Annotated in this window: 14 protein-coding genes and 1 tRNA gene; 8 read left to right on the forward strand and 7 right to left on the reverse strand. The window is 70.8% G+C overall.

The window, feature by feature from the left end; genetic code table 11:
• Positions 1-8: 8 nt before the first annotated feature.
• Positions 9-983 carry a class II fructose-bisphosphatase gene (glpX, locus tag ACAZ03_RS03590; protein ID WP_373355995.1) on the forward strand — a complete coding sequence of 325 codons (975 nt, stop codon included), beginning with the start codon at positions 9-11 and terminating at the stop codon, positions 981-983.
• Positions 984-993: 10 nt separating this feature from the next.
• On the opposite strand, the gene ACAZ03_RS03595 is transcribed toward glpX, so the two are convergent.
• Complete coding sequence (locus tag ACAZ03_RS03595) at positions 994-1,674, reverse strand: sugar transferase (RefSeq protein ID WP_373355996.1); 681 nt, start codon at positions 1,672-1,674, stop codon at positions 994-996.
• A 439-nt stretch (positions 1,675-2,113) separates the two neighbouring features.
• Between ACAZ03_RS03595 and ACAZ03_RS03600 the strand changes: the two genes are divergently transcribed.
• The 3 genes from ACAZ03_RS03600 to ACAZ03_RS03610 are packed head-to-tail and all read left to right on the forward strand — an operon-like array spanning position 2,114 to position 5,315.
• Entirely contained in the window at positions 2,114-2,824 is a 711-nt protein-coding gene (locus ACAZ03_RS03600; RefSeq protein WP_373355997.1) for a sulfotransferase family 2 domain-containing protein, read from the forward strand.
• Entirely contained in the window at positions 2,821-4,083 is a 1,263-nt protein-coding gene (locus tag ACAZ03_RS03605) for a hypothetical protein (RefSeq protein ID WP_373355998.1), read from the forward strand. Before ACAZ03_RS03600 ends, ACAZ03_RS03605 begins: the two co-directional genes overlap by 4 nt.
• Positions 4,080-5,315: an O-antigen ligase family protein gene (locus ACAZ03_RS03610; protein ID WP_373355999.1), complete on the forward strand. Its 1,236-nt coding sequence runs from the start codon at positions 4,080-4,082 to the stop codon at positions 5,313-5,315. Before ACAZ03_RS03605 ends, ACAZ03_RS03610 begins: the two co-directional genes overlap by 4 nt.
• Here the strand turns inward: ACAZ03_RS03610 and ACAZ03_RS03615 are convergent.
• The 5 genes from ACAZ03_RS03615 to ACAZ03_RS03635 form a co-directional block, all read right to left on the reverse strand.
• On the reverse strand, positions 5,228-5,941 hold the full coding sequence (locus ACAZ03_RS03615) for a hypothetical protein (protein WP_373356000.1): 714 nt from the start codon (positions 5,939-5,941) through the stop codon (positions 5,228-5,230). The two genes, ACAZ03_RS03610 and ACAZ03_RS03615, sit on opposite strands and share 88 nt — an antisense overlap.
• Before the next feature lie 136 nt (positions 5,942-6,077).
• On the reverse strand, positions 6,078-6,917 hold the full coding sequence (locus ACAZ03_RS03620; RefSeq protein ID WP_373356001.1) for a glycosyltransferase: 840 nt from the start codon (positions 6,915-6,917) through the stop codon (positions 6,078-6,080).
• Positions 6,868-7,398, reverse strand: a complete 531-nt coding sequence (locus tag ACAZ03_RS03625; protein WP_373356002.1) for a serine O-acetyltransferase — start codon at positions 7,396-7,398, stop codon at positions 6,868-6,870. The genes ACAZ03_RS03620 and ACAZ03_RS03625 overlap by 50 nt, the downstream gene beginning before the upstream one ends.
• The gene (locus ACAZ03_RS03630) at positions 7,385-8,668 is read right to left on the reverse strand and encodes a hypothetical protein (RefSeq protein WP_373356003.1); all 1,284 of its coding nucleotides are present in this window, start codon (positions 8,666-8,668) and stop codon (positions 7,385-7,387) included. The genes ACAZ03_RS03625 and ACAZ03_RS03630 overlap by 14 nt, the downstream gene beginning before the upstream one ends.
• Before the next feature lie 268 nt (positions 8,669-8,936).
• Positions 8,937-9,021 (reverse strand) — tRNA-Leu (locus ACAZ03_RS03635).
• A gap of 123 nt (positions 9,022-9,144) precedes the next feature.
• Between ACAZ03_RS03635 and ACAZ03_RS03640 the strand changes: the two genes are divergently transcribed.
• Positions 9,145-9,891 (forward strand): rhomboid family intramembrane serine protease, encoded by a 747-nt coding sequence (locus ACAZ03_RS03640; protein ID WP_373356004.1) that lies wholly within the window; start codon positions 9,145-9,147, stop codon positions 9,889-9,891.
• 55 nt (positions 9,892-9,946) lie between these two features.
• Here the strand turns inward: ACAZ03_RS03640 and ACAZ03_RS03645 are convergent, their stop codons facing one another.
• Complete coding sequence (locus ACAZ03_RS03645; RefSeq protein ID WP_373356005.1) at positions 9,947-10,735, reverse strand: inositol monophosphatase family protein; 789 nt, start codon at positions 10,733-10,735, stop codon at positions 9,947-9,949.
• 390 nt (positions 10,736-11,125) lie between these two features.
• On the opposite strand from ACAZ03_RS03645, the gene ACAZ03_RS03650 reads away from it, so the two are divergent.
• The 3 genes from ACAZ03_RS03650 (at position 11,126) to ACAZ03_RS03660 (ending at position 14,925) form a co-directional block, all read left to right on the forward strand.
• Positions 11,126-13,063 carry a putative bifunctional diguanylate cyclase/phosphodiesterase gene (locus tag ACAZ03_RS03650; RefSeq protein ID WP_373356006.1) on the forward strand — a complete coding sequence of 646 codons (1,938 nt, stop codon included), beginning with the start codon at positions 11,126-11,128 and terminating at the stop codon, positions 13,061-13,063.
• Between the two features lie 192 nt (positions 13,064-13,255).
• Positions 13,256-14,164, forward strand: coding sequence for a sulfite exporter TauE/SafE family protein (locus tag ACAZ03_RS03655; protein ID WP_373356007.1), 909 nt, complete (start codon positions 13,256-13,258; stop codon positions 14,162-14,164).
• Positions 14,161-14,925 carry a TIGR02186 family protein gene (locus ACAZ03_RS03660; protein ID WP_373356008.1) on the forward strand — a complete coding sequence of 255 codons (765 nt, stop codon included), beginning with the start codon at positions 14,161-14,163 and terminating at the stop codon, positions 14,923-14,925. The genes ACAZ03_RS03655 and ACAZ03_RS03660 overlap by 4 nt, the downstream gene beginning before the upstream one ends.
• Positions 14,926-14,949 lie beyond the last annotated feature (24 nt).

Raw genomic sequence — 14,949 nt, forward strand, 5'->3', positions numbered from 1 at the left:
GACCCCAGATGCCCGATCCCGCCACGAAGTTCCACGACCGCATGCTCTCGCTCGGCCTCGCCCGCGTCTCGGAGGCGGCGGCCATCGCCTGTGCCGATCTCATCGGCCGGGGCGACGAGAAGGCCGCCGACCAGGCTGCCGTCAACGCCATGCGCAACCAGCTCAACATGCTGGACATCAAGGGCACCGTCGTCATCGGCGAGGGTGAGCGCGACGAGGCGCCGATGCTCTACATCGGCGAGGAGGTCGGCGCCGGCGAGGGGCCGGAGGTCGACATCGCCCTCGACCCGCTCGAGGGCACGACGCTGACCGCCAAGGACATGCCGAACGCGCTCACCGTCATCGCCATGGGCCCGCGCGGCTCGATGCTGCATGCGCCCGATGTCTACATGGACAAGCTCGCCGTCGGCCCCGGCTTCCGCCGCGGCGTGGTAACGCTCGACATGAGCCCGTCCGAACGGGTCAGCGCGCTGGCCACCGCCAAGGGCTGCTCGACGAAGGACATCACCGTCTGCGTCCTCGACCGGCCCCGGCACGAGGACATGATCGAGGAGATCCGCTCGACCGGCGCCGCCATCCGGCTGATCACCGACGGCGATGTCGCCGGCATCATGCATTGCGCCGAGGCGCAAAAGACCGGCATCGACATGTACATGGGCTCCGGCGGCGCGCCCGAGGGCGTGCTCGCCGCGGCGGCGCTCAAATGCATGGGCGGGCAGATCTTCGGCCGGCTCCTCTTCCGCAACGACGACGAGCGCGGGCGGGCGAAGAAAGCCGGCATCACGAATTTCGACCGCGTCTACACGCGGGACGATCTGGTGACGCAGGATGTGATCTTCGCCGCCACGGGCGTGACGGACGGATCGATCCTGCCCGGCATCAAGCGCGAGCCCGGCTACGTGACGGCGGAGACGGTGCTGATGCGCTCGAAGACCGGATCGGTCCGGCACATGTCCTACCGCAACCCGGTCTCGGCGATCTGAGGGGCCCGGCCTAGAGGCCGGTCGGGCTGATGACGGCCCTGGCGGTCCGGAAGAGGATCGCCAGGTCGCCGCGCAGGCTTATGCGCGAGATATAGGCCCGGTCGAGCGCGATGCGCTCGGCATAGGTCGTGCCGTTCCGGCCCGTGATCTGCCAGAGCCCGGTGATGCCCGGGCGCACGCTCTCGTAAAGCCCGCGGGAGACCCCGTAGAGCGCCAGCTCCACCTCGGGGACGGGCCGGGGCCCGACGAAGCTCATGTCGCCCCGCAGGACGTTCCAGAGCTGCGGCAATTCATCGAGGCTCGTCCTGCGCAGGACCGCGCCGAGCGTGGTGACGCGCGGGTCATTGTGAAGCTTGTACCCGGCGGCCCATTCCGCGGCGGCCTCGGGATTCTCGGCGAGATGGCGCGCCAGGCGCTCGGAGGCATCGGGCACCATCGTGCGGATCTTCCAGCAGATGAAGGGCTTGCCGTCCCGGCCGATGCGCCGATGGCCAAAGAAGCCGCGTCCACCGTCGCGACGGGCTAGGAGCCATAGGATTCCAATCATCGGCGCCACGATCGGCATGATGACGATGGCGAGGATCAGATCCGTCGGGCGTTTGAAACGCCGGCCATACAGCCTCGATCTGCGGCCGCGACGGCCCTCGGTGCCATGGCGTGGCATTTCCTCGGTCAAGGAATTGTCGGTCAAATCACGTCCCCCAGCACGCCCTTCAGGGCCGAATCCCTGAATTTGCAGGGAGAGAATCGCTTTAGCAGCATTCCCTAGCGTAAAGTATCAAATTGTTCCGATCTACAATATTCGCGCGCCACAGTCCCTGCGTCCGGGCACTCCGCCAATTTACTAGTCACATGACCGGCTGAACACCTCCTTCTGGCGCGCCGTTCGGCAGCTTGTCAACTGCGCACCTCGGGATCCTGTCTTGCCCGGGTGTTTGGTTAACGGATGGCGGAGAATCGCCAAGCTATCGAGCGCCTACAAATGATGCCGGGCACGGGGGGAGAAGAACAGTCCCCATATCTGGCAGGTTTACGAGGGCCTGCGGCCATGCGAGCTCTCTGTGTGCAGGCCGTGTTCGCCTGCACCGGCGGCGCCCCGCTGCCGCAAGTTGGTTAACGATGCAGGCCGGATGGTGACCGCACGGCTCTCTCCTCTGTCGCGCCGCTGCCTCTTTCGGCAGCGGCTGCAGGACAGGATCGGCGTAGAGGCGCTGACCCTCTATCGTCTGGCCACGCGGCGGAGCTATTTTCCCGCGTCGTATCACGCGCTGGGCGCCATTTTCATTCACATTCCGAAATGCGCGGGGACGAGCCTTGGCGAGGCTCTATTCGGTACCGGCCGGCCCGGGCATTTCGAGTGGCGACATTACGCCGCGGAAAACCCCGAGGCGTTCCGCCGCTATTTCAAGTTCGCCGTGGTGCGCGACCCGGTGGAGCGGTTCCTCAGCGCCCATGCCTATCTGATCGCCGGCGGCAAATCCGCCGCCGACCGGGCCGCGGGGCAGGACATTGCCGCCCATGGCGACGCGGCCTCCTTCCTCAGATCCGGCTTCCGGGCGGGGGGCTGGCAGGATTACGTGCATTTCCGCCCGCAGGTCCGCTTCATTTGCGACAGGGAGGGCCGGCTGCAGGTCGACCTCCTCGCGCGGCACGAGACGCTGGCGGCGGATTGCGCGGCCATCGGCGCGCGGCTTGGCCGACCCGCCCGGCTCGAGCGGCGGAATGTCACCCCCGGGGGCCGGCCGGGGCGCGAGGCGCTCGACCCGGCGGCGCTGAGAGTGCTGGCCGAGGCCTATCGGGACGATTTCGCCTGGCTCGGGTATCCGGAGCCCGACACGTGAGGCAGGACGGCCTCGGCTCCGCACTCGCGATCTCGCTCGCGGCCAAATTCGCCGCCGCGCCTGTGGCCTACCTCTTCCTTCTGCTCCTTGCGCGGCTCCTCGGGGCGGAGGGCTTCGGGCAGGTCGCGCTCGTGCTCAGCGCCGCCGGCTTCGGGGCGCTCCTGGCCGGAGCGGGCCAGCCGACGCTGGTCCTGCGAGAGCTCTCCGCCCGCGGCCCCGCGGGCGCCGTCTGGGGGCGGGCGCTGGCCCTCTCGGCGCTCGGCGCGCTCCTCGGCGCGGCCGGGCTCGCGGTTGCCCTGCGGCTCGGCTTCGGCACGAGGCTGACGCCCGGCGTGCCGCTGGCGGGCGGGGCGCTTCTGGCGGCACTGGTCGGGGCGGAGCTCTTCTCCCACGCGCTGCGCGCCGGCGGGGCGCCGGGGCTGGCGCTTCTGCCGCGCGAACTCGCCTGGCGGGCGCTGGCGGGGCTGGCGCTCTGCGGCGCGGCGGCGGCCGGGCTCCACCCGACACCGGCGGGAGTGCTCTGGCTGATGGCCGGCGTGCTGGCCCTGCTCGTCGGGCTGCAGGCCGCTGCCGGCCGGCGACACCTGCCGCGCCCCGTACGGGGCGCCCCGGGGCGTGGCGGGGCCGCGGCCTTCTGGGGCATCGCCGTCGCCTCGGGTCTGCCGCAGCACCTGACCCTTGTCGCGGCGGGGCTCTCCCTGCCGGCTGAGGCGACAGGCGGGCTCTTCGCCGCCCTCCGCACCGCGGCGCTCCTGTCGCTGCCTCTGGCCGCCGCCAACCTCGCGCTCGCCCCGCGTCTGGCGCGGGCGGGCGGGCATGGGGCGGAGGTGCAGGCCGCCATCCGGCTGATCCTGCCGTTGGCGGCTCTGCCCGCGCTCCTCGGGCTCGCGGGGCTGGCGCTCTGGGGCGCCCCGGTGCTCGGCCTTTTCGACGAGACCTATCGCGCCGCCGCCCCCGCGCTGGTGATCCTGGCCGCCGGCTTCACGCTCAACAGCCTCACCGGGCCGGCGGGGCTGGTGATGACGATGGGCAGAGGCGAGCGCGCCTGGCTTCGCCTGACCCTTTGCGCCGGCGCGGCCGGGGTCATCGGCGCCGCGCTCGCCGCGCCCTTCGGGCCCGCGGCCGCTGCCGCCGCCATCGCGCTCGCCCAGACCGGGCAGAACCTCGGCGCCGCCGCCTGGGTGCGCCGCGAGCGGGGGGTGGAGACGACTGTGCTCGCCCTCCTCCGCCCCCGGGCCGCGCCCGCAGTCGCGCCATGACACCCTTCCTGCTCTCCGGTCACGGGCTGGCCGCGCCCCTGCCGCCGAAGCCGCTTCTGCCGGCGCTGATGACGCTCCTCGTCATCTCGCTCTTCGTGCAGATCGAACTCGTCGAGATCGCGGCGCGCAGCCTCACCGCCTATCACGTCGTCGCCTGCCTCGGCGGGCTCATCCTCCTCCTCGGCTGGACGGTCGGGCGAGGGCCCGCCGTGTCGCGGCAGGTGGCGCTCGCCCTCGGCTTCACCGGCAGCCTCGCCGCCCCGGCGCTGCTGGGCTGGGACCTCGGGCTGGCGAGCTCGGTGCTGGGCTTCGCGCTCGTCTTCTATCTCTTCGGGCTGCGCTTCGGCCGGACGGCGCCCGAGGCGCGCGCCCGCATCTATGCCATTGCGGCGCTTGTCTTTTTCATCGCTACCCTGGGGCGAAACCTCCTTCATGCCGGCGAGCTTCCGCGGGTCTATTCGCGGCTCAGGGGTTGCGAGGGGTGCTTTCTTGCCCCCGGCGGGCGCAATATCGAGGCGACGCTGCTTGCCACGCTGGCGCTTCTCTACCAGGGGCGGCACCGGCATCTCTTTGCCCTGATGATGACGGCGACCGTGCTGCTCTATGAGAGCCGCGTCGGGCTGATCGGCGCGGGCATCTACTGGATCGATGCGCTTCTGCGCAGCCGCCTGCCGGTGCGCCGCCTCGCGCCGCTCATCGCCGGCATCGCGGCGGCGACGCTGCTCCTCGCCACCGGCCCGCCGGAAATTCTCGCGCGCTTCAGCCTCTCTCACGAGATCACCCTCGGCAACGAGGGGCTGGGCCGGCTGGCGCTCTGGTCGGCGGCGGTGGAGCTGATCCCGGCGCATCCGTTCGGCGTCGGGCCGGGGCAGGCGGTCGGGGCGATCAACCGCGAGCTGATCCGCAGCTTCTGGGAGAACAACGTCCACAACGTCGCGCTGACCTGGCTGCTCGACCTCGGCTGGCTGCATGGCGCCGCCCTCTCGGTCTTCGTCCTCGGCGCCGCCTGTCTGGCGGGGCTCGGCCCCCGCCAGCCCGAATCGGCGGCGCTGATCTTTCTGACCCTCGCGGGGCTCGTCGGCCTTTCCGGCTATGATGCGCCGCTCTTCTTCTGCCTCGGCACCTTCGTCGCCGCGCGGGCGCGTCAGGCCAGCGCCGCCTCGGCCGCCGCCACAGCGCCGAGGTCGGCCGAGCCGAGGATCACCGCATGCCGGAGCTCGCCCGAGACATAGGCGGAGTTCCAGCGGCTCCCGAAGAGCTTGAATTCCGTGGGCGAGGTCAGCGAGCCGTCATAGCCGGCATCGGCGGCGACCTCGGTGCCGTCGATCCGCAGCCGCGCCGTGGCGCCGGCGGCGTCGAGCACGAGCGTGAAGACATGCGACCCGCTCCAGTCGCCGCCCGCCTCCATCGGATCGATGGCCACGTCGCTGCCGATGACGAGGGCGCGGAAGGCCGAGGGGTCCCCGGCGCGAAGCTCGGTGCCCTTCGCCCCGTGGCAGCAGAAGAGGTCGCCGTGATGGGCGCTCCAGCTGTCGATCCGCGCCTTGACGATGATGGCATGGCTCGCCGGGATGGCGAGGCTGGCCTTGAGATAGACCCCGGCCCCGGCGAAGCCGACGCCGGTCGCGGTGCGGCTGGCCGGCGCGCCGGTGGCGCCTATTGTCAGCGCCGGGGCTCCGCCTGCGCGGGAGCTGAGCCGGCGGACGGGCTGGCCGGCTTCGCTGGCGGGCGTCGTGCCGGCGGCATCCTGATAGAGCGCGGGGCCATGGCCCGCATCGTACCAGGCAAGCGGCGCGAGCGCGGCGATGCCGCCCGGGCGGGCCGGCGCGAGGCCGGTCGACAGGCCAAGACCCAGCATCAGGAGGCGCCCCCGCGCCCTGTCGATCCACCCATGCCCTTGCCTCCTTCGCCCAGTGATCCGGGCCGGGAGGATCGGCGGGGGAGGTGAAGGGCGCCTGACGCCACCGCGACGGCGCCCCCCGGGGCGCAACGCTCTAGCGGTGCAGCCGGCGCGCGTAGAGCTCCTGCATCAGGGGCCCCGGCAGCAGGCGAAGCGGCAGCCTTTGGGCAAGGTTCGCCGCCACCTCGGGCAAGGTCATCAGCCCTTCGCGAAGGATCTGCCGGAAGAAGGCGACCTCCTTGAGCGCATAGCCGAGGCCGGAGCGCCGGGCGATCATCGCCCGGCCGCCGCGGAAATCGAGATGCACCGCGTCGATCACCCCGATGGCCCAGCCGGCACGGATGAGGCGGAGCGAGATCCACCAATCCTCGAAGGGCAGGCGCGTCTCGGGGAAGGGCACGGAGGCGAGCGCCTCGGCCCGGAAGATCGAGGCGCTGTGGTTGATCGGCGTGCGCCTGCGGGCATAGGCGGCGAGGTCGAGCCCGGCCGGCAGGCGCCGCTGGCCGACGGGCCGCTCCGGCGCGCTCTCGAAGATCGACACCTGGGCGGAGGCGACGCCGACCTCGGGATGCGCCTCCATATAGGCGACCTGCTCGGCGATGCGCTCCGGCCGCGAGATATCGTCGGCATCGGTGCGCAGGATATAGCGGCAGCGGCCGTTCAGCCGCTCCGCCCCGGCGCGGAGCGCGTTCGAGAGGCCGACATTGGCTGGCAGGAACAGCACGTCAGTCGAGATCGGGCACTCCGCCCTGTGGCTCGCGAGCGCCTCGCGCAGCCCCTCCGGCAGCGCCCCGTCGGCGACGACGAGCACGCGGGCGGGCGGCAGGCTCTGCCTCTCGGTGATGGCGTGAAGCGCCGCCCGGAAATGCGCGGGGTCGTCGCGCTCATAGACCGCCATGAGCACGATGACGCCGCTCGCCTTGATCTGGCCCATGATCTCCTCCGTTCCGGGCTGGGATGAACGCCGCCAGGCTGCGTGGCGTGACCACGGCATTGGCGGGAATGCGGGTGCCGGCCGGGATCTCTACCGGGCCGAGGATCGCGGCGCCGGTCCCGACGGTGACGCCGTCGCCGAGCACGGGCGCGCCGTCGCCGGGAAAGCGGTTGCCGATGCAGATGCGCGCATGCAGCCGGCAGGAGCGCCCGAGCCGGGCGCCGCCGTTGATGATGATCCCGTGGTAATGGAAGATGACGAGCCCGCCGCCGATGTCGGCGGTGAAGGGCAGGTGGATGCCGAAGACGAGCTCGAGGAGCTTCTCGAACAGCCGGACGGGCGCGAAGATCCGGTGGCGCCGGTAGAGGCCGGAGCCGAGGCGGAAGAGCGCCAGGTAGACGAGCGACAGATCGAAGAGCGTCGCCGGCCCGTGGGCGCGGGCGAGGGCGCGCACGGCGCGCAGATCTTCAGCGAAGCGCATCGGGCAGGAGCCTCCGGCGGATCGCCTCGGGCAGGGGCCGCGCCTCCGCCGCCGCGAGCGGCACGATATGGGCGCCGAGATACCATGTCAGCAGCGCGGGCTCGGCGAGGAGCCGCTCGAAGAGCGAGCGCCCGAGAAAGCGGCAGGGCCGCCCGAGGATCCCCGCCTCCAGCCCGACGGTGGAATTGATCGTGACGACCTCCTCCGCCCGCGTCAGAAGCGGCCAGGACGGACCGGCCGCCGGGATGAGCCGCGGTTCGCGGAGCGCCATCCAGCCGAAGGCGAGCATCTGGCTGAGCCGGTGCTCCGCCGGATGGAGGTTGCTGACGAGCGCGCCCCCTCGGGGGAGCTGGCAAAGGGCCAGGCGCAGCGCCGAGCGATTGTCATGGGCCGCATGGAAAAGAAGCTGGCTGTCGGAGGAGACCTGCTGCGGCAGGTAGGTGAGCCGGCCCGGCGCCCGCCCGCCCCGCTCCCGCGCCTTCCCGAGCGCGGCGAGCGCCGCCGTGACCGGCCGCTTCAGAAGGTAGCCGAGTGCGCGGTCGGCGCTGAAGGCGATGTAGCGCGGGGTCATCCGCCAAGGCGTCAGGAGCTGGCCCAGTTTCTCGGCGAGGTCGTCCCCGGTGAGCCGCGCCTGCGGCGGGGCGCCCGGCCGCTCCTTGCCGGCGAGCCAGGCCCGGCGCCAGGCGGCGTAGTCGAACCCCTCGGGCGGCGGCGGGGCGGCGCCCGAGCCAAGCGCCCGGAAGGTGCCGCTCTCGGCATTGGTGCCGCCCTCCTCGATGACGAAATGCCCGGCGATATTCGCCGTCTCGAGCGCGCGGAGCGGCAGGCCGCTGGCGGCGAGGCAGCGGTCGATGAACTTGGTGCCGTTCCAGCACCAGATCACGTCCGGCCGGGCGGCGGCGAGGAGCGCCCCGATCTCGGCGTGATAGCCCGCGGCGAGCCCCGGCGGCAGCGCCCCGAGCCGGCCGCAGAGCGAGCGGGCGTAGAGCCGGCGCAGCTCGGCATCCGGCCGGCGCCGGCGGGGGGAGAGGCGGATCACCTCCTCCCCCGCCGCGCGAAGCCGCCGGGCCGCGGGCCGGCTCTCGGTCACGAAGAGCGCCGCCACGCCCTCCGCCGGATCGGTCTCCGGCCCGCCCGCCCGCAGCCCCTCGAGGAGCTTCAGAAAGAGCGCAACCCGCGCCACTCCATCCACATGGATGAGCGCCTTCACCTCGCCCAAAGCAACATGCCTCCACTGGCGCGACCCCTCCCGGGCGCCGCGATCCTGCATCTGCAACGATCTGATAAGCTCTTGGTTAAAAAGGCGTAAATGGCAGACAGGCGTTAACCATTTTCTCGCGCCCGCCCCACATGTCTTTGCTCCCGGGCATCCTCGGGGGGAGTCGGCCCCTTGGGGCCGGCGGGGGGGAAGACAGCCCCCCGGGGCGACCCGGCCTCCGCCAGGACGGTGGCCGGCTCCAATGCCCGGCGGGTGCCACCGGGCCCAAAATTCTTCTCGAAGAATTCTTGCCCCTCCGCCGGCGGCGGAGCTCAGGCGCTGGTGCCCGCGGCCGGACTCGAACCGGCACGGCCGAAGCCAAGGGATTTTAAGTCCCCGATGTCTACCAATTCCACCACGCGGGCGCCGGATGCCGTTGGTAGAGCGCCGGGGGCCTGCTGGCAAGAAAGGCGCGCGAGCCGCGCCCGGTGGCTCCCGCAAGAGAGCGCGCTTGACCGCCCGGCGGGGCTGGCGGAAAGCTCGGCCCCATGTTTCCGATCCGCGATCACAACCCCTCCGAACGCATGCCCTGGGTCACCTGGGGCCTCATCGCCGCCAATGTCGCGATCTGGGTCTGGATGGAGATGGCGCTGAGGGACGATGCCTCGCTCGGCGCCTTCTACTACCGCTTCGCCATGTTCCCGGCGGGGGTCGTCGGCGGGGAGGGGCTGCACACCTTGGTCACGGCGACCTTTCTCCATGCCGGATTCCTGCACCTCGCCGGAAACATGCTCTTCCTGTGGATCTTCGGCGACAATCTGGAAGACCAGATGGGCCACGGCCCCTATCTGGTCTTCTATATCGCCTGCGGCGCGGCCGCGAATGTCGCGCAGATCCTCCCCGATCCGATGAGCCCGATCCCGGTCGTCGGGGCTTCGGGGGCCATCGCCGGGGTGATGGGCGGCTACCTCTTGCTCTTTCCGCGGGCGAAGGTGGACATGCTGCTGTTCCTCCTCGTCTTCGTGCGCATCTTCAAATGGCCGGCCTGGGTGATGCTGGGCATCTGGTTCGCGTTCCAGGTGGTCCGCGGGATCGGCGACAGCGGCGCGGGCGGCGGCGTCGCCTACTGGGCGCATGCCGGCGGGTTCGTCGTGGGGCTGGTGCTGACCCTGCCGCTCTTCTGGCGGCGCGGCGGGCGGCGCTTCTGGGACAGGACGCATGGGCAGCCCCCGCATCCCGAGGCGCGCTACAGGTTCGAGGACAGCACCGTGCCGAAAGTGACCCGTCGGCGCTGAGCGGCCATCGCGGCGCCGGGGGGGCGAACCCCGCCGGGCGTCAGACCGCCGGGCCTCAGACGTTGCGGATGAGCTTGGCGAAGCGCTCGAACGTGCCGGCATTGCCGGCGATGAGGGCGCCCGATTCCAGCGGATTGTCGGCCGGGTCCATCGCCTCGACGAAGCCGCCCGCCTCGGTGACGAGCAGCAGGCCGGCGGCGATGTCCCAGGCGTTCAGCTCGCGCTCCCAGTAGCCGTCGTAGCGGCCGGCGGCGACATAGGCGAGATCGAGCGACGCTGCGCCGAAGCGGCGGACGCCGGCCGTCTCGGGCAGGATGCGGGCGAGGTCCTTCAGGCTCTGCGGCAGGGTGGTCTTGGCGGCGAAGGGCAGGCCGGTCGCGAAGATGCACTCGATCATCCGCGTGCGGCCCGAGACGCGCAGCCGCGATTCGTTCATCCAGGCGCCTTCGCCGCGCTCGGCCCAGAAGAGCTCGTCCTTCGCCGGGTCGTAGACGACGCCGGAGACGACGCGGCCCTTGTGCTCGAGCGCGATGGAGACGGCCCAGTGCGGCAGGCCGTGAAGATAGTTCGTGGTGCCGTCGAGCGGGTCGACGATCCAGCGGCGGGTCGGGTCCTCGCCCTCCTCGGCGCCGCCTTCCTCGCCGACGAAACCGTAGGTCGGCCGCGCCTCGCGCAACATCTTGCGGATCATCGCCTCGGCGGCCCGGTCGGCGCGCGAGACGAAATCGCCCGGCCCCTTGGCCGAGACCTGCAGCTGCTCGACCTCGCGGAAGTCCTTCACGAGCTGGCGGCCGGCCGTCCGGGCGGCGCGCTGCATGACGTTCATGTTGGCACTGGCCGCCATGGGGGGCTCCGTTGCAAGGGTCTGAGGCTGTCGCGATCGACGCCCGCCTATAGGGGCAGCGCCGGTCAGGGGCAAGCATCGGGCCGGCTGGCGGGTCCGGTGGCGGCACGGTGGCGGCCGGCACGCCGCCTCGCGCTGCGGCAGGGCCACCGCGCGACGGCCCGGATTCGGCCCTGGCTCCGCCGCGCCCCGGATCGTGGCCAAACTCTGTCAAATTGTCGGTTTTCTGTTGTCGTGCCGAGGCTTCGTGGCAACAGTTCATGTAACCAGCGGGCTCTGATCACAGCAGTTTACCTTTCTTCTTGCGCCATGGGGACGGGCGGGGCGAAGTGAGCGGCGAACCCACCGGCGCTCGCCTTCGCGGGCCCGAGCGCTTTTCCGAACGGACCCATGCTGCGCAGATTGTACGAGAACATCCGCCACGAGACGCGCTTCGTGATTCACATCGCGGCGCGGGACGTCTTGAAACGGATTGCCTCCATCGCGCTGATCCTGGCCGTCTGCGTCTTCGCCGGGGTCGACTGGCTCGAGATCCTGGTCGTCGCCGCGGTCATCGCCGTGGCCGAATGCATGGCGCTGGTGCTCCACAAGGTCCGCCCCGAGCGCGAGCAGGACATGTCCTTCCTCTTCGTGATGGCGATGTGGTGGACGAACGTGACCTCGACGCTGGCCTATCTCTGGCCTGCGACGATCCTCGCCGGCCAGCCTTCGATCGCGCTGCTCCTCGGCGGCTACATGTGGATGTTCGGCGTCTATGTGCACATCTCGAACACCTATGTGGCGCTGCCGCTCTACAACTGGTCGATGATGATCCCCTCCTTCGGGACGGCCGCCATCGTGCTCGCCACGGCAATCGAGATCGATTACGGCCCCTCCCGCCCCGCCGAATGGTGGGTCGCGGGGGCGCTGATGGTCGTCTATGCCGCGAATACCTTCGAGACGATGACCATGCAGAAGGACACGCAGCGCGCCCTCGCCGCGGCGAGGGCGGAGGCGAATGCAAGGTTGCGGGCGCTCGAGCACATGACCCGCCACGACGGGCTCACGGGACTTCTCACCCGGCGGGCCTTCGACGAGGCGCTGGCGCGGCGGCTCAGCCCGGCGCGCGGGCGGCCGCAGGGCGCGGTCTTCCTCGTCGATCTCGACGGCTTCAAGCCTATCAACGACAGTTTCAGCCATGAGGCCGGCGACCGGGTGCTGATCGCCATCTCCGCGCGGATGCGCGAGATGGCGGGGCCGGACGGGCTCTCTGCCCGTTTCGGGGGCGATGAATTCGCGCTCGCCATGCCGGCCATCACCAATGCCGAGGACGCGGAGCGCTTCGCCGTCTCGCTCGCCCGCCGGCTCGAGGCGCCAATCGAGTTCCGCGGCAAGTTCCTTCGGGTCACCGCCTCCATCGGCATCGCCATCGCCACCGACGGGCTGGCGACCGTCTCGGCGATCTGCGCCGCCGCCGATCAGGCGATGTATCGCGCCAAGTCGGACAACGAGACGCGAGCGGTCATCTACGATCCGTCCTACTTCCAGCCGCGGCCCTCGCTGCAGGAGCGGCAGGCCGTCATCGAGGCGCTGCAATCGGGGCATATCCGCCCCTGGTATCAGCCGAAGGTGCGGCTCGATACCGGCGAGATCGTCGGTTTCGAGGCGCTGGCCCGCTGGGAGGATGGCGAGCGCGGCGTGCTGCTGCCCGGGCGCTTCCTGCCGCTGATCAACGAATTCGGGCTTCAGGGGGATTTCCTCCACTGCATCGCCAGCCATGTGCTCGCCGATGTGGCCGCCCTTCTGAAGGAGGGGCTCGACCCGGGCCGCGTCTCGCTCAACGTGCCCGAGGTGGCGCTGGCGACGCTGTCGGGCCAGCAGGAGCTGCAGCGCCTGCTCGACGATGCGCCGGAGGCGGCGCGGCATATCACCTTCGAGATCACCGAGGATGTGTTCATCGCCCGCGCCGGCTCGATGATTCAGAAATCCGTCGCCGAATTCCGCCGCGCCGGCGTGCGCATCTCGCTCGACGACTTCGGCACCGGCTTCGCCAGCTTCCAGCACCTGCGGCAGCTCGAGTTCGACGAGCTCAAGATCGACATGAGCTTCGTGCAGGGGCTCGGCGTGGACCCCTCGGTGGAGGTGCTCCTCGCCGGCTTCCTGCAGATCGCGGGCGGGCTCGGGGTGTCGGTGATCGCCGAGGGCGTCGAGACCGACGACCAGCGCGCCCAGCTCCTCCGGCTCGGCTGCGTCTTCGGCCAGGGCTGGCGCTTCGGCCGCGCCGCGCCGCTCGAAGAGGCGCGCATCCGGCTCTTCGCCGAGATGTCGCGGGCCAGCGGCACCGCCTGAGAGCCGTGGCCCGGGGCCGGGCCGCTCGGCCGGCCCTGCCGGGCCGTTTCGCCCCCCCTTCCCGCCGCCCCGCCTGCCGAGCGGGCAGGCCATGACCGCAAATCCCCATGAGGGCTTCTTTTCTCCGCCCGGCTCTGGCAAGGCGTCGCCAAGAGGTGTTCAGTTGATCGGCAGGGGGGTGCGCGCGCGACCATGACCATCTATCTGCCGATCGCCGAAGTCTCTGTCTCCGCCTTCCTGCTCCTCGGCATCGGCGGCCTCGTGGGGCTGCTCTCCGGGCTCTTCGGGGTGGGCGGCGGCTTTCTGATCACGCCGCTGCTGTTCTTCGTCGGCATCCCGCCGGCGGTCGCCGTGGCCTCCTCCGCCAACCAGATCGTCGCCTCGTCGGTCTCGGCGCTTCTGGCGCATCTGCGACGGCGGAACGTCGATCTCGTCATGGGGATGGTGCTGCTCGTCGGCGGCCTCGTCGGCTCGGCGCTCGGTGTCGTCGTCTTCAACATCCTCAAGCGGGTCGGGCAGGTCGATCTGGCCGTCTCGCTCTGCTACGTCGTCTTCCTCGGCATCGTCGGCGCCATGATGCTGGCGGAGAGCCTGCGGGCGCTCCTCCGCCAGCGCGCCGGGGCGGTGCCGAAGCGGCGGCGGCACAACTGGGTCCATGCGCTGCCCTTCAAGATGAAGTTCCGCGTCTCGGGCCTCTACATCTCCGTCATCCCGCCGCTCATGGTCGGGCTCGCCGTCGGCGTGCTGGCGGCGATCATGGGCGTCGGCGGTGGCTTCATCATGGTGCCGGCGATGATCTACCTGCTGGGGATGCCCACCAAGGTCGTCATCGGCACCTCGCTCTTCCAGATCCTCTTCGTCACCGCCTTCACGACGATGCTGCACGCCGTCACCTCGCACAGCGTCGACCTCGTGCTCGCGCTTCTGCTGATCGTCGGCGGCGTCATCGGCGCCCAGTTCGGCACCCGCATCGGCGCGCGGATGCGGGCCGAGCAACTGAGGATCCTCCTCGCGCTTCTCGTCCTCGGCGTCTGCATCCAGCTCGGGCTCGAGCTGGTGCTGCATCCCGGCGATCTCTTCTCCATCGAGGCGGCGAGATGAAGCGCCTGGCCCTCCTCCTCGTCCTCCTCCTCGCGGTGCCCGCCACGGCACCCGTCGCGGCGCAGGAGCGTCTGGTCTTCGGCCTCAGCCAGGAGGAGGTGGCGATCACCGCCACCTTCGACGGCGACGATCTTCTGATCTTCGGGGCCATCGCCCGCGAGTCGCCCCTGCCGGCCGATCCGGCGCAGGTGATCGTCACCATCTCCGGCCCCACGCGGCCGGTGACCGTCCGCCACAAGGAGCGGCGCTTCGGCATCTGGGTGAACACCGAGCATGTGCTCATCGACGCCGCGCCCTCCTATTACGCCGTCGCCACCTCGGCGCCGCTGGAGGAAGTGCTGACCTACACAGAGGACATGCGCTACGGCGTGACGCTGCCCCATGCGATCCGCTCCGTCGGCAACCAGGTGCTGAACTCGGCGGATTACACCGAAGCGCTGATGCGCATCCGCGGGAGGCAGGGCTTCTACCGGATGATGGAGGGCGAGGTCGATTTCGCCGAATCGACGCTTTTCCGCACAAGGATGACCCTGCCCGCGAACCTGACCGAGGGCGCCTATCAGGCACGCATCCTCCTCACTCGCAACGGCGAGGTGGTCGACGAGCTCCATGCGCAGATCCCCGTCTTCAAGGTCGGGCTCGAGCGCTGGCTCTACAACCTCGCCCAGAACTTCGCGCCGCTCTACGGGCTCCTCGCGCTCAGCCTCGCCGCCTTCGCCGGCTGGGCCGCCTCCGCCGCCTTCTCGCTCCTGCGCCGCTAGGGGCCTGGCCGCAGGAGCCCCCGC

Source organism: Pseudoroseicyclus sp. CXY001 (assembly GCF_041714655.1).
Classification (GTDB): Bacteria; Pseudomonadota; Alphaproteobacteria; order Rhodobacterales; family Rhodobacteraceae; genus Pseudoroseicyclus_A.

Bases quoted from the DNA above. Each gene is read 5' to 3' on its own strand.
- glpX (WP_373355995.1), top strand. From the start codon at position 9: ATGCCCGATCCCGCCACGAAGTTCCACGACCGCATGCTCTCGCTCGGC.
- ACAZ03_RS03655 (WP_373356007.1), top strand. From the start codon at position 13,256: ATGACCATCTATCTGCCGATCGCCGAAGTCTCTGTCTCCGCCTTCCTG.
- ACAZ03_RS03650 (WP_373356006.1), top strand. From the start codon at position 11,126: ATGCTGCGCAGATTGTACGAGAACATCCGCCACGAGACGCGCTTCGTG.
- ACAZ03_RS03610 (WP_373355999.1), top strand. From the start codon at position 4,080: ATGACACCCTTCCTGCTCTCCGGTCACGGGCTGGCCGCGCCCCTGCCG.
- ACAZ03_RS03660 (WP_373356008.1), top strand. From the start codon at position 14,161: ATGAAGCGCCTGGCCCTCCTCCTCGTCCTCCTCCTCGCGGTGCCCGCC.
- ACAZ03_RS03640 (WP_373356004.1), top strand. From the start codon at position 9,145: ATGTTTCCGATCCGCGATCACAACCCCTCCGAACGCATGCCCTGGGTC.
- ACAZ03_RS03620 (WP_373356001.1), bottom strand. From the start codon at position 6,917: ATGGGCCAGATCAAGGCGAGCGGCGTCATCGTGCTCATGGCGGTCTAT.
- ACAZ03_RS03600 (WP_373355997.1), top strand. From the start codon at position 2,114: ATGGTGACCGCACGGCTCTCTCCTCTGTCGCGCCGCTGCCTCTTTCGG.
- ACAZ03_RS03615 (WP_373356000.1), bottom strand. From the start codon at position 5,941: ATGCTGGGTCTTGGCCTGTCGACCGGCCTCGCGCCGGCCCGCCCGGGC.
- ACAZ03_RS03645 (WP_373356005.1), bottom strand. From the start codon at position 10,735: ATGGCGGCCAGTGCCAACATGAACGTCATGCAGCGCGCCGCCCGGACG.
- ACAZ03_RS03630 (WP_373356003.1), bottom strand. From the start codon at position 8,668: ATGCAGGATCGCGGCGCCCGGGAGGGGTCGCGCCAGTGGAGGCATGTT.
- ACAZ03_RS03625 (WP_373356002.1), bottom strand. From the start codon at position 7,398: ATGCGCTTCGCTGAAGATCTGCGCGCCGTGCGCGCCCTCGCCCGCGCC.